Origin of the sequence: Micromonospora sp. NPDC048986 (assembly GCF_040649335.1) — a bacterium.
In the GTDB taxonomy this organism is placed as follows: domain Bacteria; phylum Actinomycetota; class Actinomycetes; order Mycobacteriales; family Micromonosporaceae; genus Micromonospora; species Micromonospora alfalfae.
Genome location: NZ_JBEZFJ010000014.1, coordinates 84,012 through 108,530, shown reverse-complemented (window position 1 = coordinate 108,530; position 24,519 = coordinate 84,012). Strand labels below are relative to the sequence as shown.

25 protein-coding genes are annotated in these 24,519 nt (G+C 68.7%); 17 read left to right on the top strand and 8 right to left on the bottom strand.

Annotation, left to right across the window (positions count from 1 at the left end; all coding sequences use genetic code 11):
- The first annotated feature begins 88 nt into the window (after positions 1–88).
- Positions 89–1,051 carry an alpha/beta hydrolase gene (locus AB0B94_RS25960; protein WP_357285574.1) on the top strand — a complete coding sequence of 321 codons (963 nt, stop codon included), beginning with the start codon at positions 89–91 and terminating at the stop codon, positions 1,049–1,051.
- An 82-nt stretch (positions 1,052–1,133) separates the two neighbouring features.
- On the opposite strand, the gene AB0B94_RS25955 is transcribed toward AB0B94_RS25960, so the two are convergent.
- The 3 genes from AB0B94_RS25955 to AB0B94_RS25945 all read right to left on the bottom strand — a co-directional run bounded on the left by AB0B94_RS25955 (position 1,134) and on the right by AB0B94_RS25945 (position 3,121).
- A complete protein-coding gene (locus AB0B94_RS25955; protein ID WP_357285571.1) occupies positions 1,134–1,835 on the bottom strand; it encodes an alpha/beta hydrolase in 702 nt (233 codons plus the stop codon).
- Between the two features lie 33 nt (positions 1,836–1,868).
- Positions 1,869–2,702 (bottom strand): carotenoid biosynthesis protein, encoded by an 834-nt coding sequence (locus tag AB0B94_RS25950; RefSeq protein WP_357285856.1) that lies wholly within the window; start codon positions 2,700–2,702, stop codon positions 1,869–1,871.
- A gap of 242 nt (positions 2,703–2,944) precedes the next feature.
- Entirely contained in the window at positions 2,945–3,121 is a 177-nt protein-coding gene (locus tag AB0B94_RS25945) for a hypothetical protein (RefSeq protein WP_357285567.1), read from the bottom strand.
- A 344-nt stretch (positions 3,122–3,465) separates the two neighbouring features.
- Between AB0B94_RS25945 and AB0B94_RS25940 the strand changes: the two genes are divergently transcribed.
- From AB0B94_RS25940 to AB0B94_RS25930, 3 genes are all read left to right on the top strand, one after another.
- Positions 3,466–4,308 (top strand): TIGR03621 family F420-dependent LLM class oxidoreductase, encoded by an 843-nt coding sequence (locus tag AB0B94_RS25940; protein ID WP_357285563.1) that lies wholly within the window; start codon positions 3,466–3,468, stop codon positions 4,306–4,308.
- Between the two features lie 79 nt (positions 4,309–4,387).
- Positions 4,388–4,945, top strand: a complete 558-nt coding sequence (gene aroQ / locus AB0B94_RS25935) for a gamma subclass chorismate mutase AroQ (protein ID WP_357285560.1) — start codon at positions 4,388–4,390, stop codon at positions 4,943–4,945.
- 131 nt (positions 4,946–5,076) lie between these two features.
- A complete protein-coding gene (locus tag AB0B94_RS25930) occupies positions 5,077–6,546 on the top strand; it encodes an NAD(P)/FAD-dependent oxidoreductase (RefSeq protein WP_357285556.1) in 1,470 nt (489 codons plus the stop codon).
- A gap of 18 nt (positions 6,547–6,564) precedes the next feature.
- Here the strand turns inward: AB0B94_RS25930 and AB0B94_RS25925 are convergent, their stop codons facing one another.
- Positions 6,565–9,312, bottom strand: coding sequence for a LuxR C-terminal-related transcriptional regulator (locus AB0B94_RS25925; protein ID WP_357285553.1), 2,748 nt, complete (start codon positions 9,310–9,312; stop codon positions 6,565–6,567).
- Between the two features lie 128 nt (positions 9,313–9,440).
- Here AB0B94_RS25925 and AB0B94_RS25920 point away from each other — a divergent pair, with 128 nt between their 5' ends.
- The 7 genes from AB0B94_RS25920 to AB0B94_RS25890 all read left to right on the top strand — a co-directional run bounded on the left by AB0B94_RS25920 (position 9,441) and on the right by AB0B94_RS25890 (position 16,765).
- Positions 9,441–10,355 (top strand): alpha/beta hydrolase, encoded by a 915-nt coding sequence (locus AB0B94_RS25920; protein ID WP_357285549.1) that lies wholly within the window; start codon positions 9,441–9,443, stop codon positions 10,353–10,355.
- A gap of 207 nt (positions 10,356–10,562) precedes the next feature.
- Positions 10,563–11,048 (top strand): sigma-70 family RNA polymerase sigma factor, encoded by a 486-nt coding sequence (locus tag AB0B94_RS25915; RefSeq protein WP_357285545.1) that lies wholly within the window; start codon positions 10,563–10,565, stop codon positions 11,046–11,048.
- 60 nt (positions 11,049–11,108) lie between these two features.
- The gene (locus AB0B94_RS25910; protein WP_357285542.1) at positions 11,109–11,822 is read left to right on the top strand and encodes an SDR family oxidoreductase; all 714 of its coding nucleotides are present in this window, start codon (positions 11,109–11,111) and stop codon (positions 11,820–11,822) included.
- A gap of 96 nt (positions 11,823–11,918) precedes the next feature.
- Entirely contained in the window at positions 11,919–13,004 is a 1,086-nt protein-coding gene (locus AB0B94_RS25905; protein WP_357285539.1) for an LLM class flavin-dependent oxidoreductase, read from the top strand.
- A 103-nt stretch (positions 13,005–13,107) separates the two neighbouring features.
- Positions 13,108–13,236 (top strand): hypothetical protein, encoded by a 129-nt coding sequence (locus AB0B94_RS25900; protein WP_357285536.1) that lies wholly within the window; start codon positions 13,108–13,110, stop codon positions 13,234–13,236.
- Positions 13,233–13,796, top strand: coding sequence for a hypothetical protein (locus tag AB0B94_RS25895; protein WP_357285532.1), 564 nt, complete (start codon positions 13,233–13,235; stop codon positions 13,794–13,796). Before AB0B94_RS25900 ends, AB0B94_RS25895 begins: the two co-directional genes overlap by 4 nt.
- A 122-nt stretch (positions 13,797–13,918) precedes the next feature.
- Positions 13,919–16,765: a M48 family metalloprotease gene (locus AB0B94_RS25890; protein ID WP_357285530.1), complete on the top strand. Its 2,847-nt coding sequence runs from the start codon at positions 13,919–13,921 to the stop codon at positions 16,763–16,765.
- Positions 16,766–16,854: 89 nt separating this feature from the next.
- Here AB0B94_RS25890 and AB0B94_RS25885 read toward each other — a convergent pair whose 3' ends face one another.
- The 3 genes from AB0B94_RS25885 to AB0B94_RS25875 form a co-directional block, all read right to left on the bottom strand.
- A complete protein-coding gene (locus tag AB0B94_RS25885) occupies positions 16,855–17,391 on the bottom strand; it encodes an ATP-binding protein (RefSeq protein ID WP_357285527.1) in 537 nt (178 codons plus the stop codon).
- A gap of 184 nt (positions 17,392–17,575) precedes the next feature.
- Positions 17,576–18,139 (bottom strand): pantetheine-phosphate adenylyltransferase, encoded by a 564-nt coding sequence (coaD, locus tag AB0B94_RS25880; protein WP_357285522.1) that lies wholly within the window; start codon positions 18,137–18,139, stop codon positions 17,576–17,578.
- A gap of 72 nt (positions 18,140–18,211) precedes the next feature.
- Positions 18,212–18,931, bottom strand: coding sequence for a VOC family protein (locus tag AB0B94_RS25875; RefSeq protein WP_357285518.1), 720 nt, complete (start codon positions 18,929–18,931; stop codon positions 18,212–18,214).
- Between the two features lie 402 nt (positions 18,932–19,333).
- Here AB0B94_RS25875 and AB0B94_RS25870 point away from each other — a divergent pair, with 402 nt between their 5' ends.
- From AB0B94_RS25870 to AB0B94_RS25850, 5 genes are all read left to right on the top strand, one after another.
- Positions 19,334–19,732, top strand: coding sequence for a YbaB/EbfC family nucleoid-associated protein (locus AB0B94_RS25870; RefSeq protein WP_357285513.1), 399 nt, complete (start codon positions 19,334–19,336; stop codon positions 19,730–19,732).
- Positions 19,729–20,055 carry a type VII secretion target gene (locus tag AB0B94_RS25865; protein WP_357285508.1) on the top strand — a complete coding sequence of 109 codons (327 nt, stop codon included), beginning with the start codon at positions 19,729–19,731 and terminating at the stop codon, positions 20,053–20,055. The genes AB0B94_RS25870 and AB0B94_RS25865 overlap by 4 nt, the downstream gene beginning before the upstream one ends.
- A complete protein-coding gene (locus tag AB0B94_RS25860; protein WP_238668103.1) occupies positions 20,052–20,753 on the top strand; it encodes a hypothetical protein in 702 nt (233 codons plus the stop codon). The genes AB0B94_RS25865 and AB0B94_RS25860 overlap by 4 nt, the downstream gene beginning before the upstream one ends.
- 85 nt (positions 20,754–20,838) lie before the next feature.
- A complete protein-coding gene (locus AB0B94_RS25855) occupies positions 20,839–21,573 on the top strand; it encodes a hypothetical protein (protein WP_357285504.1) in 735 nt (244 codons plus the stop codon).
- Positions 21,574–21,606: 33 nt separating this feature from the next.
- Positions 21,607–22,296, top strand: coding sequence for a hypothetical protein (locus AB0B94_RS25850; RefSeq protein ID WP_357285500.1), 690 nt, complete (start codon positions 21,607–21,609; stop codon positions 22,294–22,296).
- A gap of 61 nt (positions 22,297–22,357) precedes the next feature.
- On the opposite strand, the gene AB0B94_RS25845 is transcribed toward AB0B94_RS25850, so the two are convergent.
- Positions 22,358–23,248 carry a hypothetical protein gene (locus AB0B94_RS25845; protein ID WP_357285497.1) on the bottom strand — a complete coding sequence of 297 codons (891 nt, stop codon included), beginning with the start codon at positions 23,246–23,248 and terminating at the stop codon, positions 22,358–22,360.
- A gap of 478 nt (positions 23,249–23,726) precedes the next feature.
- On the opposite strand from AB0B94_RS25845, the gene AB0B94_RS25840 reads away from it, so the two are divergent.
- Positions 23,727–24,476, top strand: coding sequence for an SCO2525 family SAM-dependent methyltransferase (locus tag AB0B94_RS25840; RefSeq protein ID WP_357285494.1), 750 nt, complete (start codon positions 23,727–23,729; stop codon positions 24,474–24,476).
- Positions 24,477–24,519: the final 43 nt, after the last annotated feature.

Here is a 24,519-nt window from a genome sequence, read left to right as displayed (position 1 = left end):
GAGGCGCGGGGCAGCCCGCAGCACCTGGTCGCGCTCGGCAACAGTCTGCCGACTCGGGTCGCCGACCACGAAGCACAACTGGAGTTGCATGTCACAGCGTCGTCTCGTCGCGACCAACGGAATCAATATCAGCATATTGGAGGAGGGGGACGGGCCCCTCGTCCTACTGCTGCACGGTTTTCCGGAGACGGCTCACTCGTGGCGGCACCAGATTCGCCCGTTGGTCGAGGCCGGCTATCGGGTGGTCGCTCCCGACCAACGTGGTTATGGCGGCAGCTCGCGTCCGACGGCGGTCGAGGCTTATTCCATCATGCATCTGGTTGGCGACATCACCGGCCTCGTGCGAGAGCTGGAGGCCCCTGACGCCGTGCTGGTGGGCCACGACTGGGGTGCCACTGTCGCGTGGAATCTCGCCCTCATGCGTCCTGACCTGGTCCGGGGTGTGGTGGGGCTGAGTGTTCCCCCTTATCTACGGGGAGAGGGTGGACAGTTGGCAACGATGCGTGCGATGCACCACGGGCGGTTCTACGTGAACTACATCGAGGAGCCCGGCGTCGCTGACGAAGAGTTCGGCCGTGACCCGATGACGAGCCTGCGTCGCACCTTCTACGGCGTGAGCGGGGACAACCCGGCCAACCAGGTGCCCCGGGACATGCTGGTCCCCCTGGGCGGTGGGCTGCTGGAGGCGATCGACCCGGAGCACAGCACGGCGCTGCCGGGATGGCTGACCGAACAGGACCTGGAGATTTATGCCGCCCAGTTCGAGGACGGCTTCACCGGGGCGTTCAACTGGTACCGCAACCTCGACCGCAACTGGGAGCTCACCGCTGCCTTCGACGGGGTTCGCTTGCCGATGCCCGCACAGTTCATCTCGGGCGATCTGGATCCGGTATTGGCGTTCCGCGGGCTCCGCGACTACGTGCAGACCCTTCCCCGTCGGCACGACCGGTTCGCCGAGCCGATCTTCCTGCCGGGTTGCGGACACTGGATTCAGCAGGAACGCCCGCAAGAGGTAAACCGGCTGCTGCTCCAGTTCCTCTCGACCCTCTGACAGCCTGGCAGACAACGGCCGGACCAGCAAAGGCATCCCCGACAGGGGCTGTCTCATCGCCCGGGTCAGTCGGCTCACATTCCTAGCTCCGGACGGCTTCGCCAGCGCGAGACGTCAGGATGTCCGCGACCCGGCCCGGCGTCGACAGCATCGGCGAGTGGCCCGTCGGGATCCGCACGACATCAGTCGCCTGCGCCGCGTACTGCTCCTGCAGAGACACCGGGAACTGCCTGTCCGCTGTGCAGATCACGTAGGTCGAGGGGACCTTGCGCCAAGCCGCCCGCGTCGTCGGCTGCACACACGAGAGCAGGCTCTGGTCGACAAGCTGGTCGATGGCCGCCTTCGCGTCGACGTCCGAGAGGTCCGAGTAGAACGTCTCCCGCGGATTCCCGTACGCCTCGCGCGGCGCGAGGCCGCTCGGGTCACCAGGCACCGGGATGCCGAAGGCCGTCGCGGCGGAGACGCCTTCGGTCGGCATGAAGGCGGCGACATAGATCAGGCGGACGAGGTTCGGGTGCTCATCGGCGAGTTGGGTGATGGTCAGGCCAGCGTGGGAGTGACCGACAACCACGACCGGGCCTCGGATCCGCCGCAGCCTCGCGGCCAGCGCCTCGGCATCGTCGTACAGGCCCGCGGTGGGCTGCTCGCCCGCGCTGGGCATGCTGATCGCCTCGGAGTGCCATCCGTCGGCGGCGAGCTTCTCTTGTACAGGCGACCAGGAGGACGCGGTGTGATAGCCGCCGTGGACGAGCAGGAACGAGGGGCGAAGGGAAGAGCTGGACAAGGTGGTAACTCCTCTTGTTGAACAGGGAACCGTCTAGGAACGGTTCTTGTCGGCCAGCCGGAGAGCGGCCAGCAGGGCCAGGGAGCCCATCCCGTAGAGAGCGGAGAGCGCGGAGCTTTCGTAGACGTCCGTGGCGCGCCAGAGGTGTCCGGTGGCATCCATGACCTGCGCCGGCACAGAATCGTGGCCGCCGGTCAGCCAGGTGACGACGTAGTCGCCGGCCACCACGACGTAGGCGACGATCGGTAGCGCCAGGTAGCCGCCGCGCCGCCGTTCGAGACTGTCGGCCTCGGGCCCCCAACGACGCAGGTACAGCGCGAAGAGCTGGTAGAAGATGTATACCGTCAGGCTCCAGCCGAGGAAGTTCGTGAGCGGCACCCCGAAGTAGCCACCGCCGTGCTCCCACTCCCAACGTCCGCGCAGGGTCGACGACGACGGGTCCAGGGCCAGATCCCAGGCCACCATGGCGAAGGAGGCGACCAGGGGAGTGCCGATGACTGCGACGACAGGGCTGCCCCGGTGCACCGGACGGAACAGGATTGTCGCAATGGCCCAGGCCATGTAACCGACAGCGAAGTAGGCCGGCCCGATCAACACGGGTACCTCGAACAGCTTGGCACCCAGCTCGTCCGTGTAGTGATAGTGGCCGAACGGCACGCCGGTCAGCACACCGATGTCCTCGATGACGTTGCTGACCACGAGCGCCAGCAGGAGAAAGACCAGAGCCCCTCGCCACCGGTAGGCCACTGCCGCGTGCGACAGGGCGAACGTCAGCTCCATCAGCAGGCTCACCACTGTCACCACCGAGCCCGCCAGCGGCAAGGGAACCAGGTTCGCGATCGCGTCCACGCCGACGGCGAACCACATCACAAGAAGGACCGTCCGGGCGGTGGGGCGACGCGAGGGTTCGCGCCGATCCCCGGCCTCGATGTCCTGGATTTGAGCACTCACAACCAGGAAATACGAGCCGCCACGGGTGAAGTTCTGCCGGTGTGGGAGATCACAGAGGCGGGTTCGTGTGGTGCGGTTCAGCTCGAACAGCGGGGTCGGTCACAGGATGATGACGCGCAGCCCGTCGCGTTCGGGACTGCGCGTCATGTTCGTCGGCATCAACTGTTGATCGAGCCGATGATGGCGGCGTTCGTCCCGCTTCTCTCCGCCCGGTCCGCAGCCTTGCGTGCCTCTTCCGGCGTGGCTCCTCCTGCTGTCGCACGCAGGTACGCCTCCTGGCGCCGCTGCTGGATCTGCCTGTCCCGTCGCTCCTTGAGCCTGCTCCAAATGGTCATGACAAGACCCTTTCCGGATCGGGGCGGCGGCAAACCGCGAGGTCGACGTCCGACTGGACCCTCCACCAGACCTGCGGGGCCTGACGAGGCAGGACGACCATGCGACCGAGGTTCGTCAGGGCGAGACGATCGCGTGCCTCGCTGGCTTGTTCGACAGTGCCGGTTGATGTCGTGTTCATGCCCGACATCACGGCGGACGCCGGGAGAAGTTCTCGTGACCTCGGTCTCCGGGGTGCGCCCGGGGGAGGCGACCCGTGCCGAACCCCGGGTGTGTACCGACGCGGATTCTGGCGGACGCCGCCAGCGTGACAGATCCGCACGGAGGATCCACGAGAGGCACGACCATGAGCGATCGCCGGTTCCGCTTCGGGGCCAACCTGTTGATGCCGAGTAGGTCGCGCGCCCAGTGGCACGACCGCGTTCGGGAGGTCGAGGATCTGGGGTACGACATCCTCCAGGTTCCCGACCATCTGGGTATGGTGGCGCCGTTCCCCGCCTTGATGGCCGCTGCTGACGTGAGCCGCCTGCGTCTCGGAACATATGTCATCAATGCCGGGGTGGCGGAGCCGGCCTACCTGGCCCAGAACGTCGCCGACGTCCACCGCCTGACCGAGAGCCGTTTCGAGTTCGGCATCGGCGCGGGCTACGTCGAGGCGGAGTTCGCCGCGGTCGGCAAGCCCTTCGGTACGCCCGCTGCCCGGGTGGGTCGACTGGTCGAGGTGTTGGCCGACGTCCGCGAACGCTTGACCGCGGAACCCGATTCACCGGTTCCGCCGATCATGATCGCGGGAGGCGGCAGGCGCATGCTCGAACTGGCAGCCCGCGAGGCGAACATCATCAGCTTCTCCATCCTGGCGAACATCGGGCCGGGCGCGCCGGAGGACGCGTTCGCCACGCGCATCGACTGGGTCCGTAGCGCAGCGGGGGAGCGCATCCAGGACATCGAGTTGAACCTGTTCGTGGCCGGTGTGGGGACGACGGTCTCAGAGGTGGATCTGACGCTGGGCACCACCATGTCCGGCCGGTCGACCGATGAGGTCGCCAACCTGCCGGCCTTTCTCGTTGGTTCGCCGGCCGCCATCGCCGAACGCCTGCTGCGGTATCGCGAGCAGTTTGGCGTCACCTACATCAGCGTGCTGGAACAGGACATGCGCACCTTCGCCAAGGTCATACCGCTGCTGCGCTGAGACGGCAGACGGCGTGCGACGTGGCGGTAGGCACAGGCCGGCGGCGGAACCGGGCGCCGAGGCCGACGTGAGAGCTGTCATGGAATGGTCAGACCTGAACAGCCAGGCTTCCGCCGATGACGTGGCTGAGCAGGAGTCGCTGCTCAGGGCACTCGCCGCGGAACGGCTCGCGCTCGGCGACGAAGTCGCCGCCGCCAAGTACGGCAGCACGACCCCGATCGACGACGAGGCTCGGGAGGAGCGGCTGCTCGCGGACGTCGTCGCGCGGTCCCGGGAGATCGGAATCGACCCGTCGCTCAGCTGTCGCTTCTTCCGGGCCCAGATCGAGGCCAACAAAGTGCTCCAGCGGCGCCTGCACGCCCTGTGGAGTGATCATCCGGAACTACGGCCACGGTACCGGCCGAATCTGGAGTCCGATGTGCGTCCACAACTCGACCGGATCACGCAGCGGATGCTTCTGCGGCTGAAGGCACTTGAGTGCGCCCGGAAGGCGGCGCACCGCGCCGACGGCACGCTGCACGAGTCACTGCGCGTCCTGCACGAGGAGGCGGTGCGCATCGCGCTCGGACGGATTCGGGAACCCTCCGCCACGCGCCTGACATCCGACCGCTCCGACCAGAACTGCCACGAGTCGTGATGCGTCCCGCCCCAGGCAGCTCGCCGGGATTCCCGGGGTCTGGTCCGGGGTCAATACGGACTCGCCCGGCGCGGCCGACTGCGACAGTGATCGAAGCTGACCTGACTGTGCGATCCCGAAAGGCGAGATCAATGGGAAACTCCGAATCCGAGGCTTCTTCGGACAGGACCTACGACGTGATCGTCATCGGCGGTGGTCCCGTCGGACAGAGCGTCGCCGCGCGCGCCACGGCAGCTGGCCTCACCGTGGCGATGGTCGAGAAGGAACTCGTCGGCGGTGAATGTTCCTACTGGGCGTGCATCCCGAGCAAGGCGATGCTTCGCCCGGTCATCGCGGTGGACGAGGCCCGCCGGCTTGACGGCGCACGGCAGGCCGTCACAGGACCCGTCGAAGCTGCCGGTGTCTTCCGCCGCCGTGACCTCTTCGTCACTGGTTGGGACGACTCCGGGCAGGCGCAGTGGGTCAAGGACGTCGGCGCCGACCTGTTCCGTGGCCACGGTCGTGTGGACGGTCCGCGCCGGGTCGCCGTCGCAACCCCGCAAGACCAGATCGTCGGTCTGAAGGCCCGACACGCCGTAGTGGTCTGCACCGGCAGCCGCGCGGCGATCCCGGACATGCCGGGTATCGCAGAGGCGTGGGTCTGGACGAACCGGACCGCCACCGACACCTCGGCCGTACCCGGCCGCTTGGCGATCATCGGCGGCGGCGCGGTCGGTGTGGAGATGGCCACCGCGTGGCAGGGTCTCGGGTCCGCGGTGACGCTGTTGGCGCGGGAGTCGCGTCTCCTACCACGGCTCGAATCCTTCGCCGGCGAGATGGTCGGCGCGGCTCTGCAGAAGGCGGGCGTCGACGTCCGACACGGGACGACAGTGACGTCGATGCGCCGGCCGTCACCCACCGATCCCGTGACGCTTGTCCTCGACGACGGGGCCGAGGTGGAAGCCGACGAGGTGCTCGTCGCCGTCGGCCGCGTCCCGCTCACGGGCGACATCGGTCTCGAGACGGTGGGGCTCAGGCCGGGGTCCTGGCTCGACGTGGACGACACCTGCCGGGTACACGGCGTCGAAGGCGGCTGGCTGTACGCGATCGGTGACGTCAACCATCGCGCGCTGTTGACCCATCAGGGCAAGTACCAGGCCCGCATCGTCGGCAACGCCATCGCGTCCGTCGCCGCGGGCAGGGCCCTGGACACCTCGACCTGGGGTCGGCACGCGGCGACGGCTGACGTGCACGCCCTGCCACAGGTCATCTTCACCGATCCCGAGGTTGCGGCGGTCGGGCTCGCCGCCGACCAGGCGCGCCGCGATGGGTATGACGTGCGGGTCGTCGACGTCGACATGGCGGCAGCCGTCGCTGGCGCTCGCCTGTTCGCCGACGACTACCAGGGCCGGGCCCGCATGGTCGTCGACAGCGCAACCGAGCACCTTCTCGGCGTGACCTTCGTGGGGCTCGGAGTCGCCGAACTGCTTCACTCGGCCACCGTCGCCGTGGCCGGGCAGGTGCCCATCAGCCGGCTGTGGCACGCCGTGCCGTCATTTCCGACGGTCAGTGAGGTGTGGCTGCGGCTGCTGGAGGCGTATCGAGACGGGAACGACGCCTGACCGCTCGCTGACGCCAGATCACGATCCCGCGGGAGTGCCGGCCTGCCCGCACAGATCCCGAAGTCGCTGTAGCTTCGCACGGGACCTGACGCCGAGCTTGGCGAAGGCCTTGTACAGGTGATATTCGGCCGTACGAGGGCTGATGGCCAACTGTGCGGCGATCTCGGCATTGCTCAACCCGGCCTGGGCCAGCGAGGCGACCTGGGTCTCCTGCGGGGTCAGCTGCCGACGGCTTCCGTCGGTCTGCTGACGCGTGTTCTCCCCGGTCGCGAGCAGCTCCCGGCGGGCACGCTCGATGAAGGCAACGGCGCCGACCTCGCCGAAATGCCTGCTCGCGGCGCGAAGCTGAGCCCGGGCTTCGACGCGGCGGTTACGCCGACGCAACCATTCGCCGTAGAGCAGCTCGGCCCGTCCCAACCGATCGAGCAGGCCGGTGCGGCCGAGCCGCTCGACGGCCTCCCGGTATGCCGCCTCCGCGTTCTGCTCCTTGGCGAGCAGCGCCTCGGCGGTTGCCTGGACGCCCAGCGCCCAGTCGCTCCCCGCCGGGGTGGTGCGCTGCACGAGCTGGGCCGCGGTCTCTGCGGCCAGACGCTGGTCACCCGCGCGGACCGCCGCCTCGACCAGCTCGATCAGCGCCTCGCCGGTGACGCCGGGACGCTCCGACCGCACCGCCTTGTGAGCCGCCTCGACGGCCAGGCCGTACTGCCCTGCCGCGTTGTGCAGCGCCGCTGCCGTAACCACCTCGGCGATCCCGGTGTCGTGATGGCCTGCCCACGCGGGAAACGGCGAGGGCAGGTTGTCGCGCCGTGTGCCCTGTCCCGTCTCGGCGTAACGCTGAACCAAGTCCCGCCACGCCTGGCTGTCCCACACGTCCGCGGCAAGCAGACCCGCGAGGCCGAGCCACCGTGCCACCCGAGGGTCGAGAGACGGCTCCCGGAATGCCGATATCGCTGCCCGCAGCGGGGCAACCGAGCGGGCGTAGCCGTCGAGTACCCGGGTGGCCAGCCCGAACAGAAGCTGATCAGCCGGTCGGCGACGTTGTTCGCACACGGCGGCGCGGGCCTCGGTCGCCATGACGAACAGCAGCGCGCGATCCGTGGGCCCGGCGGCGAATATCGCCGTGAGGAGGGCATCGAGGTACGCCTCCCGGGCGTCGGCCGGGTCGAGTGGCAACAACCGCCGGGCGGCCTCCAGCAGTTGGCGCGCGGGGTCCGCACCGGAACGCACGACGGACTTGATCCGGGCCGCGTGCCAACTCCGCCGAGCGGCGCGGACGGCGTCCTGCGACTCCGGCGTCACGATGGCCAGGAGCCGCTGGGCGCCGGCAAGGTCGCCGTGGTCGTACATCGCAGCCGACGCCGCGAGCGCTCGGTCGGCGCGTCCGGCCGGGTCGCTGGTGAGCAGGGCGGCCCTCTCCAGGAATGCGGCACGGGCCGCAGTGCCCCCGCGGAGCTGCGCCAGGTCGGCGTGGGTCTCGAGGTCGTCAGCGAGAGCGTCGTCCTGGGCGGCGGCCGCCAGGCCGAGATGCCACAGCCGGCGCGTCGGATCGCCGACCGTGTGCTGGGCGAGCTTGCGGTGGATCAATCGCCGTTCGGCCGGCGCGGCCGAGTGGTAGCTGACCGATCTCAGCTCGGGGCAGGCGAAGGTGACATGATCGCCAACCTCGACCAGGTGGGCCGCGACGAGGGTTTCCGAGCCGACGCCCAGCTCGGCCGTCATACGCTCGAAGAGCAGGACGTCACCGGTCGGGTCGGCCGCCGCGGCGAGCAGAAGCCGCCGGGACGCCGCCGTGAGGTGACCGTCACCGCCCGGACAGGCGCCTTCGTACGAGCACGAACGGCTGCGACGTGGGCTGGGAATCACGAATCCACCGGCCAGCTCCGCCGCCGGGTAGCCCCGGAGCGACTCCACCAGCATGCACAGGTTTCCGCCAGATTCTGCCAGCATGCGTTCGGCCACGGCGTCGTCGACGAGACCCGGCCAGACGGCCCTGAGCTGACCGCGGAGCTCACCGCGATCGATTGGCCGCATGCGCATCGCCGGGACCTGCCCGAACCGGTCAAGCCGCGGCGTGTGCGTGCCAGCGATCACGATCATCAGGGGTCGGTGGGTTGCCTGGGCGGCCACAAAGGCCAGAACCTCGGCGGTGGGCTCGTCCAGCCACTGGGCGTCGTCGACGGCAACGCAGACGGGTTGCCCCTGGGCGATGCCGCTGAGCAACTCGAGCACAGCGGGAGCGACAGCGCCAACGGAGGGCCTGGGCTCGTCGAGCAGACCGAATGCGGCCCTCAGTGTCGCGAGGTGGACGGCCGGAAGGAGCGCGCAGCCCTCGAGCAGCTCACCACAGAGCAGATGCAACGCCGCGAAGGGGATCTCCTGCTCGGCAGCGACCGCCCGTACCCGAAGCACCCGGAAGTTGGCAGCCTTGTCGATCACAGGATCCAGGGCCGATGAGCTTCCGATGCCGCGGTTGTCGACGATGCGTATCCCACCGCCGGAACCGGCGGTCGCACCCCGCTTCAGCTCCTCGAACCGGTTCTCGTCAGGACCGTTAAGCCGCGGCCGAGGGGCTGCCGGCAGGCCTGCGGTGTCTGGGCCAACGTCCATCGGACAATCCTGCGCGTCGCCGACCGGATCGAGCCCCGGGTCTGCCACCGGTGGCACCCCCGGACCTGGCAACCCTTCCCCGGGTAGAACGCGGAAACAGGACCGGGCTGCTGAAAAGGGACGCCAGCCGTCGTCGCTGGTTGACGTACCGCCAGGCACCCCCGGGTCCAGGCCGGGGGTCCACCGGTGGTGATTCGGAGGCGAAGCCCCTTCTCGCCGAGCCAGGCTCGCAACCGTACGGGTCGAAAACCGTCCTGACGGTCCACAGCAGCGGAGAAGGGGGAGTCGTGCCGAACGTTCACCACCGGTATGCCTCAGTGGCAGGGCATCAACTGTTCTACCGGGAGGCCGGCCCGGCCGATGCGCCGACAGTGGTCCTCCTGCACGGGTTCCCGACGTCGTCGTTCATGTTCCGCAACCTGATTCCGGCGCTGGCCGATCGCTATCACGTCATCGCGCCTGACCATCTCGGATTCGGACTGTCGGACGCTCCCGCGGCCGACGAGTTCGGCTACACCTTCGACGCGTTGACCGACCTCACCGCCAACCTGCTGAAGCAGCTCGGCATCACGCGGTACGCCATCTACGTGCAGGACTATGGAGCACCCGTCGGATTCCGGCTGGCCCTGCGCGATCCTGAGGCGATCACGGCGATCATCACCCAGAACGGCAACGGGTACGAGGAGGGTTTCGTCGAGAGCTTCTGGCAGACGGTATGGAACTACCAGAAGGAGCAGACCCCGGAGACCGAGTCCGCTGTCCGTGCGGCGCTCACCCTGGACGTGACCCGCTGGCAGTACCTCACCGGCACGCCCGACGAGACCCTGATCAGCCCGGACATCTGGCACCACGACTACGCCCTGCTCAGCCGGCCGGGCAACGACGATGTCCAGCTTTCCCTGTTCCGCGACTACGCCACCAACCCGCCGCTCTACCCTCGTCTGCACGAATACCTGCGCAGCAGCGGCGTACCGGTGCTGGCCGTGTGGGGCCGCGGTGACGAGATCTTCGGCCCGGCCGGGGCGCGGGCCTTCGCCACCGACGCCAGCGATGCCGAGATCCACCTGCTCGACGGCGGCCACTTCCTGCTCGAGAGCGCCGGCGACGCGGTTGCCACGATCATCCGCGACTTCCTCGGCCGCCGGCTGTCCGTGGCGATGCCGGAAAGCGCGAAGGCTGCCCCGAGCGGGGTCACTAGCTGACTGGTGAAGCCGACCGGCCGCCGCCGATGTGCCGGCACTCCGGCGGCGGCCACCCGCTCACCTGATCACGCTGCCCAGGAGTAAATGATGGCCATTGCTGCTCCGCGCCTCGACGGCCCGGACGAGAGCCCGCACATCACCGGAGAGTCAGGGCAACTCCTCCGACACGACGACCGGAAGTCCCTCCGACGGCGTGACGTGGAAAAGTTGCGGCAGATCTTCGAGGAACGTTCCGGCGCCCTGCTCCGGTATCTCAAGCGAATCAACAGCTACCGGCCGCAGATCGTCGAAGACCTCCTGCAGGAGACGATGTTGAGGGTCTGGCGGCACATCGGCGACGTCCCGGTCGACGAGGACCACCTCCAGCCGTGGCTTTTCACGATCGCTCGTCATGTGTCGGCGGACGAGGCGCGCAAGCGCGTACGGCGGCCCCAGGAGTTCCAGGGCGAACGTGAACTGCAGAACTACTCCTCGCCGGCTGACCCGATGGACTTCGTCGTGGCCCGGGAGTCCATGCTCGACGCGTTCCGCAAGCTGAGCCCCGAGCGCCGCAGAGCGTTCGAGGAGATCTACCTGCACAGCCGCAGCGCCGGAGATGCCGCCGACCTCCTTCGCGTGCCGATCGGGACGGCCAAGTCGCGAGCCTTCCACGCGATGGAATCACTGAGATCAGCAGTTCTCTCCGCCCGATGATTCGGCAGGCCGAGCCCAAGGGCCGGTGAAGCTGCGGAGGCGAAAGTGAGGAATTGAGTTGTGCACACTGAACTGGAAAACCGAACAGTACTGGTGATCGGCCGCAGCGGCGGCATTGCCGGCGCAATCGTCACCGCCGTACGCGCCTGCGGCGCCGCCGTGATCGTCGCCTCCCGCAACCGCGATGCCCTGGCGGACGCGTACGGCGAGGAGCTGAGCGTCGAATCCGTCGACGTCACCGATGAGGCGAGCGTCGCGGCGCTCGCTGAACGGTTGGGTCGCGTCGACCACGTCGTGTCGACAGCGTCGGCCCGGGCTCGCGGGCGTCTGAGCGACCTGCAGCCAGCCGCCGTGCTGCAATCCCTGTCGACCAAGGTGCTCGGCTCGATCCTGCTGGCCAAGCACTTCGCGCCTCGCATGCCGCGGGACGGCAGTTTCGTCTTCTTCTCGGGCGCGACCGCCCGCAAACCGGTGCCGGGCATGCTGGCGGTCGCGGCCACCAACGGCGGCGTCGACGCGGTCACCAGGGCCTTGGCCGTGGAACTCGCGCCGCTGCGGGTGAACTCAGTCTCGCCGGGAACCATCGACAGCGGTGCCTACGACGCGCTCGGCGAGCAGCAGAAAGCCGAACTGTTCGCGGGTCGGGCGGCCCGCAACCCGGCTGCTCGGGTGGGCAACCCGGACGACGTCGTCCGCGCGGTCCTCTATGCCCTCACGAGCACCTTCACGACCGGCACCACACTGACCGTCGATGGTGGCGAGACGTTGGTCTGACGATGGAGCCTCTCCGTGCCTCCAGACGGGACAGGTCGTGGCGCAGCTCACGAGTAGACCCACAGTTCGTTTCGGTTTCCGGTTAGGGGAGTGGTAGTGGAACAACGACGCGGCACCGATCCGCCGATAGGCGCGGCCCCGGACGGACGGCACGGGACGAGTCCGGCGCCCCTGTCGATTCTCGACCTGGTCATCACTGGCGTCGGGAGCCGGCCGGCCGACGCGCTCCAACAGACGACGACCCTGGCGCAGGCCGCCGAGCGTTGGGGTTACCGGCGCTTCTGGGTCGCCGAGCACCACAGCTTTCCCGCCTCGAGCAGCCCGGCCCCTGCGGTTCTTCTTGCCCACCTCGGTGCCGCGACCCGCTTCATCCGGCTCGGGTCGGGAGGAGTCATGCTCACCAACCACGCACCACTGATCGTGGCCGAGCAGTTCGGCGTCCTGAACGCCTTCCACCCCGGCCGCATCGACCTGGGCGTCGGCCGAAGTCCCGGTGGCCTGCCGTCGGTCATGCAGGCGCTGCGTCGCAGCGGCGAGGGCGCGGGTGGCAGCGATTTCTGCCATGAGGTCGAGGAACTTCTGGGCTTTCTCCGGAACGACTTCCCGGACAACCACCCCTACCGGCGCGACAACGTGCACGTGGTGCCGGTGGCGCCCAACCTTCCCGTCTGGGCACTTGGCTCGGGGACCACCGGTGCAGAGGTGGCCGCACGCCTCGGCCTGCCGTTCGCGGCTGCCTTCCACATCAATCCCGTGCAATCCCTGCGGGCCATCGACGAGTACCGGAGAGCATTCCGTCCGTCCGCTGCCCTGGCCGCACCACACGTGATGGTCTCGGTGAACGTCACCTGTGCCCCGACCGCACCCGAGGCCGAACGGTTGGCTCGACCGGGTGCGCTGATGATGCTGTATGCGCGGCAGGGAAAGCAGGCCGCCCTTCCCAGCCCGGACGAGGCGGAGAATCGCACTTACCCGCCGGAGGAGAAGGAGTTCGTCGAAAGCTGGGTGGGCAACGTCATCCACGGGGCGCCCGACACGGTGCGCGAGGGTCTGACAGAGCTGCAGCGGCGCACCCAGGCCGACGAACTGATGCTCACTTCCATGATCTACGACAGTGCGGACCGCCTACGCTCCTTTGCCCTCGTGGCCGAAGAGTTCGGGCTCACCACAGGCTCCTCCTGACCCGTGACATCGCTGAATGATCACCGGCTGCCGTGCAGCCACGTCAATAAGACGACAGTGACTTTGAGTGATGATCGCGGGTCTCACCGTGCATCATCGTGGCGTGATGCAGCAGGACAGGCAGGTTCTGGTCATACGCCGGGCGATCGAACGGCCGGCGATCCGAGTACGTTACGTGTTCACCACGGGAACCGACGTCCAATTCGACGGCAGCGCCGGTGATGCCGCGTGAGGGCCACCCCAGCCGTCGACGAACAGATGGTGGCCGAGCTGGCTCGGATCATGCTGCAACGCGCCGCATCGGTGCGACCTGCTCAGGTCGCCGCGGAGCGGCGGGTCTTCGACCTGCTGCGTGACGCGTACATCGCTGATCCGAAGCGCGCTCTTGCTGGTGGTGACCCGCGCAGCGGGCAACTCACGTTGGGCCTGCCGGAAGTCGAGTACCTCCTCACCCCGGTGCTGCTGGACGCGTCGGCGCAGGTGCTGTCGTACGTCGTCAGCCTGGGTGTGGTGACTGCGGCCGTGTCGTCGACAAGGAGCGTCCGCCGGTTGCTGGGCCTGACACCGGTGACGCGCCAGGACGCCGACGCAGTCGATCACGGCGAGGCGGTGGCGGACGCGCCGGGAGTCGGCATGCCGGTGCTGACTCCGCAGCAGTGGGCCGAGGTACGGGCACTCGTCGCCCGGTCCCTGATCCAGCACGGCCGGATGCCGACCCAGGAGGCCGACCTGCTGGCCGCCGCGATCGTGGGCGACTGGGTCAGCCAGCCACGAACGGAACCACCGGGGTGACGGCGCGGGACGAGGGATCCGAGCCGGTCCGACCCGTACCCGATCACGATGCTCTGCCACCTGCTTCGCACTCGATGAGAGCGGCGCTGCGGGCCAGTACCGATATCCGTTTCGTGATGCTGGTGGCCGCCGTCCTGGCGTCCAGCGTCGTCGCGTTCGGCTCGGTGTATATCGCATCGCCCGGGGCCGGGCCGGTCAACACCGCGCTGGACCAGTGCCTGGTCGACGTTCAGGAGGTGATCGCCTACGCGCCACCGGATGACGCGGCCGTCCACGGGGCCGCCCTGGTGCGGCTCTGCATGCGTCCGTTCCTTCGGGAGCAGGCACTGTGGGTCGGGGCGGGAATCCTGGGAGAGCTGCTTGTCGCCGTACTGCTGTATCTGCTGCATCCGTGGTGGCTGTCCCGGCGTCGGCGGATGCGCCCGATAGCAAGCGGCGCGGACGCCGAACTGCTGGATGAACTAGCGGATCTGTCCCAGCAGGCGGGGTTGCGCCGGCCGCCGACGTGGCTGGTCGCGCCCTACTCGACCACCCACGGCGGCCAGGCGTTCGGGCTGCCGGGTAGGCGGCGGATCTGCCTCGACGTCGGTCTGCTGGTGCGCTACGACCTCGACCGGGCCGGCTTCCGTGCCGTGCTGCGGCACGAGTTGGCGCATCTGCACAACGGTGACGTCGACCGCACCTACCTCAGCATCGCGACCTGGTGGGCGTTCGTCGCCGTCGCCGTCGTCCCGTTCGTAGCCGTGTCACTGAAGCCCGATCTCTTTCGGGCCCGTGAGGCCTCGGACACCGCGCACCCGGTAGCTGACGTGCTGTTCCCGTTTGTCGCGCTCGGGGTGCTGACCGCGGTGGTGTACCTCGCCCGCAACGCGATCCTGCGGGCCCGCGAGCTGCACGCGGATATCACCGCCGCTGGCTGGGACACGCCGGGCGGCGCACTCGGCAGGGTGGTGAACGCACTGCCCTGGCCGCCCGTGCGGACCCGACGGATCGGCCTGGGCGGCAGGGGGACGGAGCTTCTGGCCCGGCTCGGTAGCCATCCATCGCCCGCACGTCGGGCGCTGGCCGTTGCCGATCCAGGCGTGACGTTGCGGCCCGGTCTCGCCGAGACGGCCGGCTACGGCATCGTCCTCGGACTGGTGCTCTACAACGTCAGCCTCACCGTGGGCGGCCTGCTGGAGGAGTACCTCGTCGTCGGTCTGGCACTGATGTCACTCGGTGTCGGAGCGCTCCTGCTCCGCCTGCTCGCCCGCGCGGTGCTCCGAACCGGCACCGCCGACGTAGCCGTGACACGACGCACGCTGCTGCTACCCGCCGTCGCGGCGCTGGGGTTCGCGCTCAGCGGTCCGTTGTCCCTGACGTACGCGGAGAACTTCGACCTGGGCGGAGCCGGACTCCTGCGCGTGACCGAGTTGCCCGTGGCGGCGACGTTCCTCGTCGCGGGTCTCTTCCTCTTCACCGCCTGGGTGCGATCCGTGGACACCGTGCTCACCGGGCCGACCGGCCGGCCCGACAGACGGCGGCGCCTCTGCACCGCGACCGCGATCACGGTCGGGGCCCCGTTGTTCGCGATCTGGTACGCCACCGCCTTCGGCGGCAGCATCCTGCAGGGCGTCCAGTGGCACTCCACCCAGTCGGGGTGGGGGATCGGTTGGTACGTCCAGCTGGCCGGCTGGACCAGCCTCGTCCACAGCTACTATCCGCGAGTCCTCGTCCAGTTCACTCCGCTCGCCACCGCCGGGCTCGTGCTGCTGTGGGCGGTACCGGCGCTGCTGTGGGGCTGGTTCCGGCGCGCTGGGCACCGCCCACCCGGGGTACGACGGGCGTTGCGCATCGGTGCGGTGGCCGGGCTCGGCGTGATCGCCGTCGGGCTGGCCCTGCCGTTCGCGGCCGACGCGGCGCTGCCCGCCGACGTCCGTCACCTGCCGGCGGACTTCAACGTGCAGGAGCTCACCGGTGGCGAGCCGCTCTACTTCCACCAGGTGTACGCCAATACCTACCTGGCCGTCGCTGCGCTGCTGCAAGCGGCGGGTGCCGCTGTCGTCGCGGCCCGCTCGACGCGACTGCGACCGGTACTGGTACCGCTGGCGGTGACCACCACCGTGGCGGTGGCCACGCTCGGCTTCTACCTGAGCCGGGGTATCTCCGACTGCCTGCGACTCACCGGCCCCGGAGGACCCGCCTGTGAGCTGCCGAGCTTCCTGCCCGACAGCTTCATCACCTTCCAGTTGGCGTTGATCGCGGCATCTGGGGCACTGATTGCGGTGCCGGTCGCGCTGCTCGCGGCGGCCGCCGGAGGGTTCTGGCGCCGCCGCACCCATACCTCCCGAACCCACGCGGGGGTCACCCCGACCCCCGTACCTACCGGCAGAGCGGACGCCACGCCGGGACCAGCCCGCGCAGTCCTGGCCGTCGGGCTCGCCGGACTGGCACTGTTGGTACTGGCCGGTGCGGCCGTGGAGGTGCCGGGCAACTACGCGTTCTGGAAACCGGATCCCGTGCCCGTCGGCACACATCCCGTGCCACCGCCCGAGAGGGTCGAAGCGGTGGGGGATCCCTGCCTCGTGGGCACCTGGCGCGAGGTGTCACGGGAGTTCGACCTGGAACTGGCCGGCCGGACTCACCGGATCATCACCACCGGCACCACCCAGACCTTCCGGCCCGACGGCGTCGTCGTCCTGGACTACGGCAACGAAACCCGCTTCACGACCACAATCGAGCGCCAGCGCATCGACATCGTCTGGTCCGGACAGGCCGACGCCCGCTACGAGGTGCAAGACGGCGTGATCCGCTACGACGCCGAACGTTCCCAGGAGTCGTCGGCCGCCGTGCTCATCGACGGCAAAGTGCGGGCGAGGCTCGGCAGCGTCTCCTGGACTCCCGACCGATACAGCTGCACCACCGACACCCTGATCGAGACCCCCACAGACGCGGGAGCCTGGTACCGGATCGAACTACGCCGAAGCTGACCTCGCTGATCCGTCGGTCGGTGTCTACGGGACCTGCCGGGCGACAGCGACAACGCGACCTCGTCGACCTCCGACGCGGGGGGCTGGCGTCAGGAGACCGACGGTGGCCAGCGGTGTGTGCGCCACTCGTTCCAGGTCGCGAAACCAGCGGGTGGGTCATCGATGGGTTCGGTGCCGTCGAGCTCGCCTGGGGTCGGGACGTTGATGGTGGCAGCCCAGTCGGCGAGCTCCTCGTCGGACATCGGCCACGTCGTGTGCGGCGCCTCGGCCTGGCGCCGATCGAGTCGCCGGCGCTGTTCGGCCGGGGTGAGCTCGAAGTAGCGCATCTCCACCAGCGCGCCGAGGTCCGCCGCTGCCTGTCGCAGAGCGGAGCGCTCGTCTCGACTCCAAAGGCCGTAGTCGATCACAACATTGTTGCCGAGTTCCAGGGCGCGCAGCCCGATCTCGATGAGCCGCCCTTCGATGACGTCCTGAGCCGATGGCGGATTCTCGTGCCCGTAGAGGGCCTTCACCCATTCGTCCTTCGTCAGACGAAGCGCTTTCCACTCGAACTCGATACGCCGGGCAGCAGTGGTCTTCCCGGTGCACGGGAGGCCGACCGTCAGGAACAGTGTTGCTCGTGTCATCAACATCCCCTTCCGATCGAACGCCCATCATGTGCCGGCCTTCGCGGCCAATCGGGCCCACGCTCCGGCTTCGTGCGGCGCTGTTGGGCACCCGGCCACCCGCACGCCGTCCTGGCGCTGGCCGAGGCCGCCCACCTGGCCGTGCCACATCGTCGTGTTGTCACCGTTTCGGTTGCCCCGCGCGTCACTGCCGGCCTCCCGGGAGCGGCGGGGCGGACTTCGCCATGTGGTATGCGCGTATGGCGGTGGACGAGGTGGCCGCCAGGTGCGGACGGGGCGGCAACCAGACGGTCCGCATGCCGAGTTGCTCGTTCATCGCAGCGAGTTGGTACTCGTGGCGAAAGTCCGCTGCCGTGCGCACGCCGCGGACGATGACCGTGGCCCCCCGGCGCGCGCAGTAGGCAGTGGTCAGACCGGTCCAGGTGTCCACCTCGACATTGCTCCAGGCGGCCGGCATGGCCTCGCGCACGCGTACGGCCCTGGCTGTGGCCTCGGCTGTTGGTTGCTTGTCGGCGCTCACCGCCAGCAACACGATGACCCGGTCGAACATCTCCCGAGCACGGGCCACCAGGTCGCGGTGCCCGAGGGTGAACGGATCGAACGTACCTGGATAGACCGCCAGCGAACCGTGTGCCGGCCGCACTTCATGATTCGACGTATCCGTCACCGCCACTCCAACCGCATGGCCACGATCATCCCAGCCGGACAGGTGCCGAACCAACTGGTCAGTGTCGTCGCCACCTGCCACCGCCCACCTCCGGGTCTGCCGCTGACAGGCGCGGCTGTCGCCCGGTTGCCGGTCAGGCGTGGGTACGGTGATTCACCGTAGTGCTGCTGCGAGTTCGGCGGCGTTGTCGAACGCGGTTGCCGCCCTTTCGGATTCGTCTTCCGTGAGCGTGACGGCCTGGGCACGGGCCAGCATCTCGGCTGCGGTCTTTGCATCGTGCAGCACCATCGCGAGTTCGGCGCGGTAGACCAGGACTTCCACCTGCTCGACCGGGTCGTCGTCGGCCTGCGGGCGGGCCAACGCGCTGTCGAGGATCCGAACGGCCTGTTCGACGTTTCCCCTGGAATCGGCCTGCACGACGGCATTCGCCAGGGCCTTGGCCAGCCGCCCGGCAGGTGTGACGGCCGGCAGGGGCGCGCTGGCGGCGTGCCGAAAGACGCGGATCCAGTTGCCACCCGGGTCGATGACGCTGAATCCACCCAACCCGTCGGCGTTCTTCCGCGCCCTGGGCCGGGTCATCCGCGGCGTTCCGGACACCAGTACCTTGCCGTACGCGGCGCGCATGCCGGCGGCGAATGCCCGATGCAGTCCCTCGATGTCCGCGGTGAGTACGAGGCAGGAGCCGTAGGACTGTTCCGGGTCAAACCCGGGGATCTCGAAGAACTGCAACTGCAGGTCGTCACGCTGCACCCCTACACACGCGTTGGGCTTGCGCTGCTTGTACGTGGTGCGGAAACCGAGCACTCCGTAGAAGGTTTCGATGTTGTCAATGGATGCGCACGGCAGCAGTGGGACGGTCACCTCGTTGGTCATGCCCCCTTCCTAAGCGGCGCAGGGTGTCCACCGCACATGGAAATAGCCGATCGTCGACTTTGATCATCCGATCGGCTGGTGACCCAGGATGCGACGCGGCCTATTCGAGCCCGCGGATGCCGTGCCTGGGCGACGCTGCCGCGAACAGACCCACCGCCTCGCGCGGTCTCATCGGCGATGCAGCGGTCAATATCGACGTCGGGCAGCGATTCCACTGACACCGTCACGCCAGTCACGGCCGGGACAGCGGGTCAGTCAGATCGTGAAAATGCTCTACAATCGACCCTGGCCTTAAGGGCGTGGGACGTTCGGCAATATCCCGCCGAATCCCGGGCTACTCGGGGGAGGCGCATGGAAATCGGGGCTGTGGGCGGGGGCGGTGTCCTTGACCCGGATGGCGCGATGGATCAGCTACGGGCCTGGCACGGCCGCATCGACAAGCTCGCCACCGACACGAAGGTGATGAGTGATCGGCTGCGGGAGTTGCAGGTCACTGTCGCGGACGACAACGGCCTGGCTGAGGTCACTGTAGATTCCACTGGCGCGTTGTTGGGCCTGCGCCTGGGTCGGCAGACTCAGCGGGTCTCGCCCGAGGTGGTGGCCCAGGCGGTCATGAACGCGCTCCGGCGGGCGAAGGAGCAGTTGGCCGAGCGGTCGCAGCAGATCATCGCGGAGACCGTCGGTACCGAGTCGACTGCCGCGCGGGCGATCGCCGATCGGGTGGGCAGGCAACTGCGACCCGATCCGGAGCCCGGGTGGGGCGAGCCGGACTCCCGCGACGGCCAGGGCTGGCGACGATGAACAGCGCGCCAGGGTGGACGGCCGACACCGCGCAGATCCGCGCGCACAGCGCGTCGATCGAGGCGTTGCGCTCCCGGTTGGAGGCAGTCCGCGGCGCGAGCGCCCACATCGCGCAGAACGACCAGGCGTACGGGCTGCTCTGCGGCTGGATCTCGGCCATTCTGGAGGGCCGGCACACCCGCCAGGACGAGTTGGTCGCGTCCCTCGACGAGAACCTACGGTTGGTCGCGGACGGCCTGCGTCGCACCGCCGGCAGCTACGACGGCGCCGACAGTGACGGGGCGGCCTCGATGAGCGCGATCAGCAGACGGCTGAGCGCATGACCGACGTATCGCTGGTTGCGGGCGTCCAGTCGACCCGTGAGGTGTGGACCGGCTCGTCGCTGGCCGACGGGGTCGAGGGCCTGGTGGACGCGATCCGCAGTGAGGGCTGGGTGGATGACCTGCTCGCCGGGGTGTCCCTCGGGCTGGACGTGGCCGCGACGGTGCTGGACCCGTTCAGCGCGTTGCTGGCCAACGGCCTCGGTTGGGCAATGGAGTACTTCGAACCGTTGCGTGAGGTGCTCGACTGGTTGACCGGCATGCCCGACGTGGTCGCGTCGCACGCGGCGACCTGGGACAACATGGCTGGCCATCTGCAGCAGATGGCAGTCGATCTACAGGCGCACCTGTCCGGAGACCTGCCGGACTGGCAGGGCCACGCCGCCGACGCGTACCAGTCGCTGATGAAGAACAACCTCGACGCTGTCGCGGGTCTGGGGGGTGCTGCCGCGGCGATGGCGGCCGCCACCCAGGCTGCGGGAGACCTGGTCTCCATGACCCGAGACATCGTCCGCGACCTCATCACGGACCTGGTCGCTCGCGTGATCGTCTGGGCAGTCGAGGCGATCTTCGTGGTCACCATCCCAGTGATCGCCGTGCAGATCACCGCCGCGGTGCTCAAGTGGGCGGGGCGGATCGTGGGCTACACCACCGCGCTCGTCAGCAGCCTTACCAACCTGTCAAAGCTCATCAACGGCTGACGGGGGGACCGTGGCGAAACCCAAAGGACCGCACGACCGTCCCGGTGATGGCAGCGATGGCGGGGAGGACGGCGGCGACAGCGGTGTGCCGCGGCAGCGCGGCGACGGCCCGCATGGCAGACCCACCACCGTCGCCGAGACCCACCAGGCCGTCGCCGCAGCGATCGACCGTGGCCGCCCGGGCGGACCGGGCTCCGAGAACGGCAAGCCCGCCGGCTCGAAGAGCGACGACCCGAAGAACAACCCGGAGCTGGACAAGCACGACCCGAAGACCCTGGAGGAGATCACCAAGGCCCGTGCTGCGGTCGCCGACAAACTCCAGAAGATGGCCGACGACGCGTGGGACCACGTCGACCAGAACCGGGACGAGATTCTTCAGCGGGAGGGATACCAGCGGCAGCGAGAGAAGCTCGTGGAGAGCGGCAAGCACGAGGACGTAGCGGACCTGATCGTGGAACGCACGGCGCTGGGCATTGAATCCCACCGCCACCTCGCCGACGCGATCAACGCCGCGGGGAAAGACATCATCGATCCTGCGACGGGCTTCCGGCTACGCCCCGAGGTCGGCTACGACTCGGATGGCGTCGAGACGCCGAAGATAGCGGACCAGGCATTCCGTCCGGATGTCATCCTCGAGCGGCAGCACAGGGACTCCGACACCGGCAGGCTCGACTGGGAAGCCGTGCACGCCTACGACCTCAAGACCGGCCTGAAGACCGGCATCGCGCCGGGCTGGGCCGACACTGTGAAACAAGTGCTCGACCTGCACGCCAAACCCGAGGAGCTACGGCCGACGCAGCGACCGCTGAGCGTAGACTGACCGGGCCCTGGCGTCGAGCTGCGGAAGGTGTGTATGTCCTCTGCTGACAAGGCACGGCGGTGGCGGCAGATCCTGTCCGAGTTGCGCCCCGCGCTGCCGGGGGAGTGGCGCCTGCGCGGCGTCGGCGTCGGCAGCGTGCTGGCACGCGAGCCGCTGGGCTGGTCCCTGGCCTGGATCGGATACTCCGGTTCGCCCACCCGGCCCGTGGGCTGGCTCACCGCCGGCGTGCAGCCACTCGTAACGCCTTTCACGAGCTGGATCATGACCTACGGCGTGCGGATGGACGAGGTGCAATCAGCGCCGCCGACGGTGGACCTGATGTCCGATGCGGCAGCCGGCCAGACCCGGCAGTTCGTGCTTGATACCGGCCTGAAAGAAATCGACGACTGGCCTCCCGCGCGCCTCGCCGACGTGGCCGAGCGGGACTTCGCCCACGACCCGCGCCAGCGCCGCACACACTGGCACCAGCTACCGGGTTGGCGGGTGGTCAACGGCACCGCTTCGCCAGTCGAGCCCGCGACACAACTCGCCCAGCTGTGCCGCGAGCGGGCCGCCGGGATCTCCGGCAAGGGCGCCCGGCAACTGGCCGAGAAGGCCGCGTTCTACGAACGACTCACCCAGGCATGGCACGACGGAGAACGCGAGTCGGCGCTCCAGTTCCTGACCTCACACCGGGATCAGGCGCTGGCCGCCCGGAAGCTCGACAAGATGCTCACCCCGTAGGTCTCGCCTACCACCCGGTTCGCCTAGGGACACGGTTGCGCTCCGGTCGGACCTGGCCCCCTCAGTGACCGCGGTCCAGCCTCTCCACCACCGGAGCCAACACTTCGGGCAACCGAACCTGCACGGTCCCGGTGGACTGCTCCACCACGATACGCACCGGGTGGAATTCCCCGCCGTGCCACCAGAAGATCTGGTCGGTGCAGGGATCAGTGGCCGCCACGAACATCGAGTTGGCCAAGCGGTGCAGCGCCACCGTGGCGTCGTGCAGGCGGCCCGACACGCTATGCAGCATCACCGCGCTGTACTGCGGCGCCGCGACCAGCGCGCCGTTGTCAGCGCCTTCGGGCAGGAACCGCTTGACGGACATGAGGGCGGTCGTGACGAACGGATTGCCGTCCGAGGCGAGCAGACGAACCGAACCACCGGTGGGCAGCTCATGATCCCGCACGTCGAGAGAGACCAGTTCACGCTCCACGGTCTGCCGCACGGCAGTGCGAACCAGCCCTTCGGGATCGGGGCCCAGTCGCGCCGCCTGAGCGAGGGTCAGCAGGTCCAGACGGCCGGGCCGGTTCACCACCACCACCGCAGTGAAATGCTCACCAAACGGCATGGCCAGATAGTTGTCCGCCTCGGGGGTATCGGCCGCCGGGATGAGCCGCAGCCGCAGTTGCTCGAGGTCGGCCGGCCCAAGGTCGGCGGAGACCTGGTCCGGCATCTCCCGGCGTATCGCTGCGACCCAGTCGGCCACCAGCCCGGGCCACGCCTGCTGGGGCTGGCCCAGGCAGAGACGGAGCAACGGATCCAGGGACACCCGGGCCCGACCACCCGGCATGGCGATGATGACCTCATCGCTTTCCGCCGCGACGCGTGCGCCCGGCATGTGGGCCGGTAACGCGTCCTCGACCAGGGCTCGGACGGTGCCCATCAGGTCTGGGTTCTGCGACGACGACACGCTGCATTCATACCATTGACCACCCGCGACAGCGAATCCCATCGGCGGGGTGACAGCGTCAGCGGCAGTGAAGTCTCAACCCCGTGCCGCGTCGACGCCTGTTGTGAGATCGACCGAATGGCTGTGGTCCCAGGGTGGAAGTGGCCTCCGCCCTGGTCAGGGTGAGCGGGATGATCGGGGCGATGCTCACGACGCAGAACCCACCGTCCGAGGCGCCGGGCGCGGCCAGGACCGGGGTGAGCGTGGACGGGGCCGGTCACCGGATGCGAACTGGTCGGGTTGTCGGCATCCGGCCGGTGTCCTGTCGTTGTCATTCCCGGCCCGTGGTGAAGTTCCCGCACTTGTGAGCGAACACCACCGTCGATACATAATGGGCAGTGCACTGAGCGCCGCTTCAGCGACCAATGTGATCCGCCGACCCGATGGAGGCCCGTCCATGGCGTTGACCCCGGCGACTGGGGGCGGTTGCGGCGAGTCGATGCCACGCTCGCCGATTCAGTCACCGAGGCCCGTCAATTCCGACGTCGAGTGGGACAGCTTCGACCCGCACGCATATGTCCGGCACAACTACGCGGATCTGCGGTCCGACGATCGGGAGATCCTCTGCCGCATCCGAGACTTCTTCGCCGAGGCGAAGCTCTCCGACGCGCGGTGCGTCGACGTGGGGTCGGGAGCGAACCTGTACCCGGCGCTGTCGCTTCTGCCGTTCGCAAAGGCCGTCGACCTGTGTGAATGGTCGACGGCGAACGTGAACTGGCTGCGCACGCAGGTCGACAGCTACGACGAGCTCTGGGACCCGTACTGGCAGGTGTGCGTGGAGCACCCGGCGTACGCCGCGCTGGCGGACCCGCGCCGGCGCCTGGCGCAGGTGGGTCGGGTGGTGCGGGCCAGCGTTTTCACATTGCCGAGGCACGCCTGGAGCGCCGGCACGATGTTCTTCGTGGCCTGCTCCATCTCGGCCGACCGGGCCGAGGCCGAGCACGCGATCGGTCGGTTTCTGGACGCGCTGCGGCCCGGGTCGCCCTTCGCCGTGACGGTCATGCTCGGGTCCCTCGGGTACAGCGTCGGTCGGCGGATGTTCCCGGCCGTGGCACTGCAGCGCGCCGACGTGGTGGCCACTATCGCGGCGGGCGCGTACGACCTGGACGTCCACGAGGTGCGGCCCAAGCCGCCGCTGCGCGACGGGTATTTGAGCATGCTGCTGGCCACCGGCCGTACCCGCGGTTAGCGCCGATGCGTGCCTGCGGGATGCGTCGACGTCATGCTGTCGA

What these genes read in the sequence shown, in the direction of transcription:
- AB0B94_RS25960 (WP_357285574.1), top strand. Translation starts at nt 89, where the DNA reads ATGTCACAGCGTCGTCTCGTCGCGACCAACGGAATCAATATCAGCATA.
- AB0B94_RS25950 (WP_357285856.1), bottom strand. Translation starts at nt 2,702, where the DNA reads ATGTGGTTCGCCGTCGGCGTGGACGCGATCGCGAACCTGGTTCCCTTG.
- AB0B94_RS25945 (WP_357285567.1), bottom strand. Translation starts at nt 3,121, where the DNA reads ATGACCATTTGGAGCAGGCTCAAGGAGCGACGGGACAGGCAGATCCAG.
- AB0B94_RS25940 (WP_357285563.1), top strand. Translation starts at nt 3,466, where the DNA reads ATGAGCGATCGCCGGTTCCGCTTCGGGGCCAACCTGTTGATGCCGAGT.
- aroQ (WP_357285560.1), top strand. Translation starts at nt 4,388, where the DNA reads ATGGAATGGTCAGACCTGAACAGCCAGGCTTCCGCCGATGACGTGGCT.
- AB0B94_RS25930 (WP_357285556.1), top strand. Translation starts at nt 5,077, where the DNA reads ATGGGAAACTCCGAATCCGAGGCTTCTTCGGACAGGACCTACGACGTG.
- AB0B94_RS25885 (WP_357285527.1), bottom strand. Translation starts at nt 17,391, where the DNA reads ATGACACGAGCAACACTGTTCCTGACGGTCGGCCTCCCGTGCACCGGG.
- AB0B94_RS25875 (WP_357285518.1), bottom strand. Translation starts at nt 18,931, where the DNA reads ATGACCAACGAGGTGACCGTCCCACTGCTGCCGTGCGCATCCATTGAC.
- AB0B94_RS25870 (WP_357285513.1), top strand. Translation starts at nt 19,334, where the DNA reads ATGGATCAGCTACGGGCCTGGCACGGCCGCATCGACAAGCTCGCCACC.
- AB0B94_RS25865 (WP_357285508.1), top strand. Translation starts at nt 19,729, where the DNA reads ATGAACAGCGCGCCAGGGTGGACGGCCGACACCGCGCAGATCCGCGCG.
- AB0B94_RS25860 (WP_238668103.1), top strand. Translation starts at nt 20,052, where the DNA reads ATGACCGACGTATCGCTGGTTGCGGGCGTCCAGTCGACCCGTGAGGTG.
- AB0B94_RS25850 (WP_357285500.1), top strand. Translation starts at nt 21,607, where the DNA reads ATGTCCTCTGCTGACAAGGCACGGCGGTGGCGGCAGATCCTGTCCGAG.
- AB0B94_RS25840 (WP_357285494.1), top strand. Translation starts at nt 23,727, where the DNA reads ATGCCACGCTCGCCGATTCAGTCACCGAGGCCCGTCAATTCCGACGTC.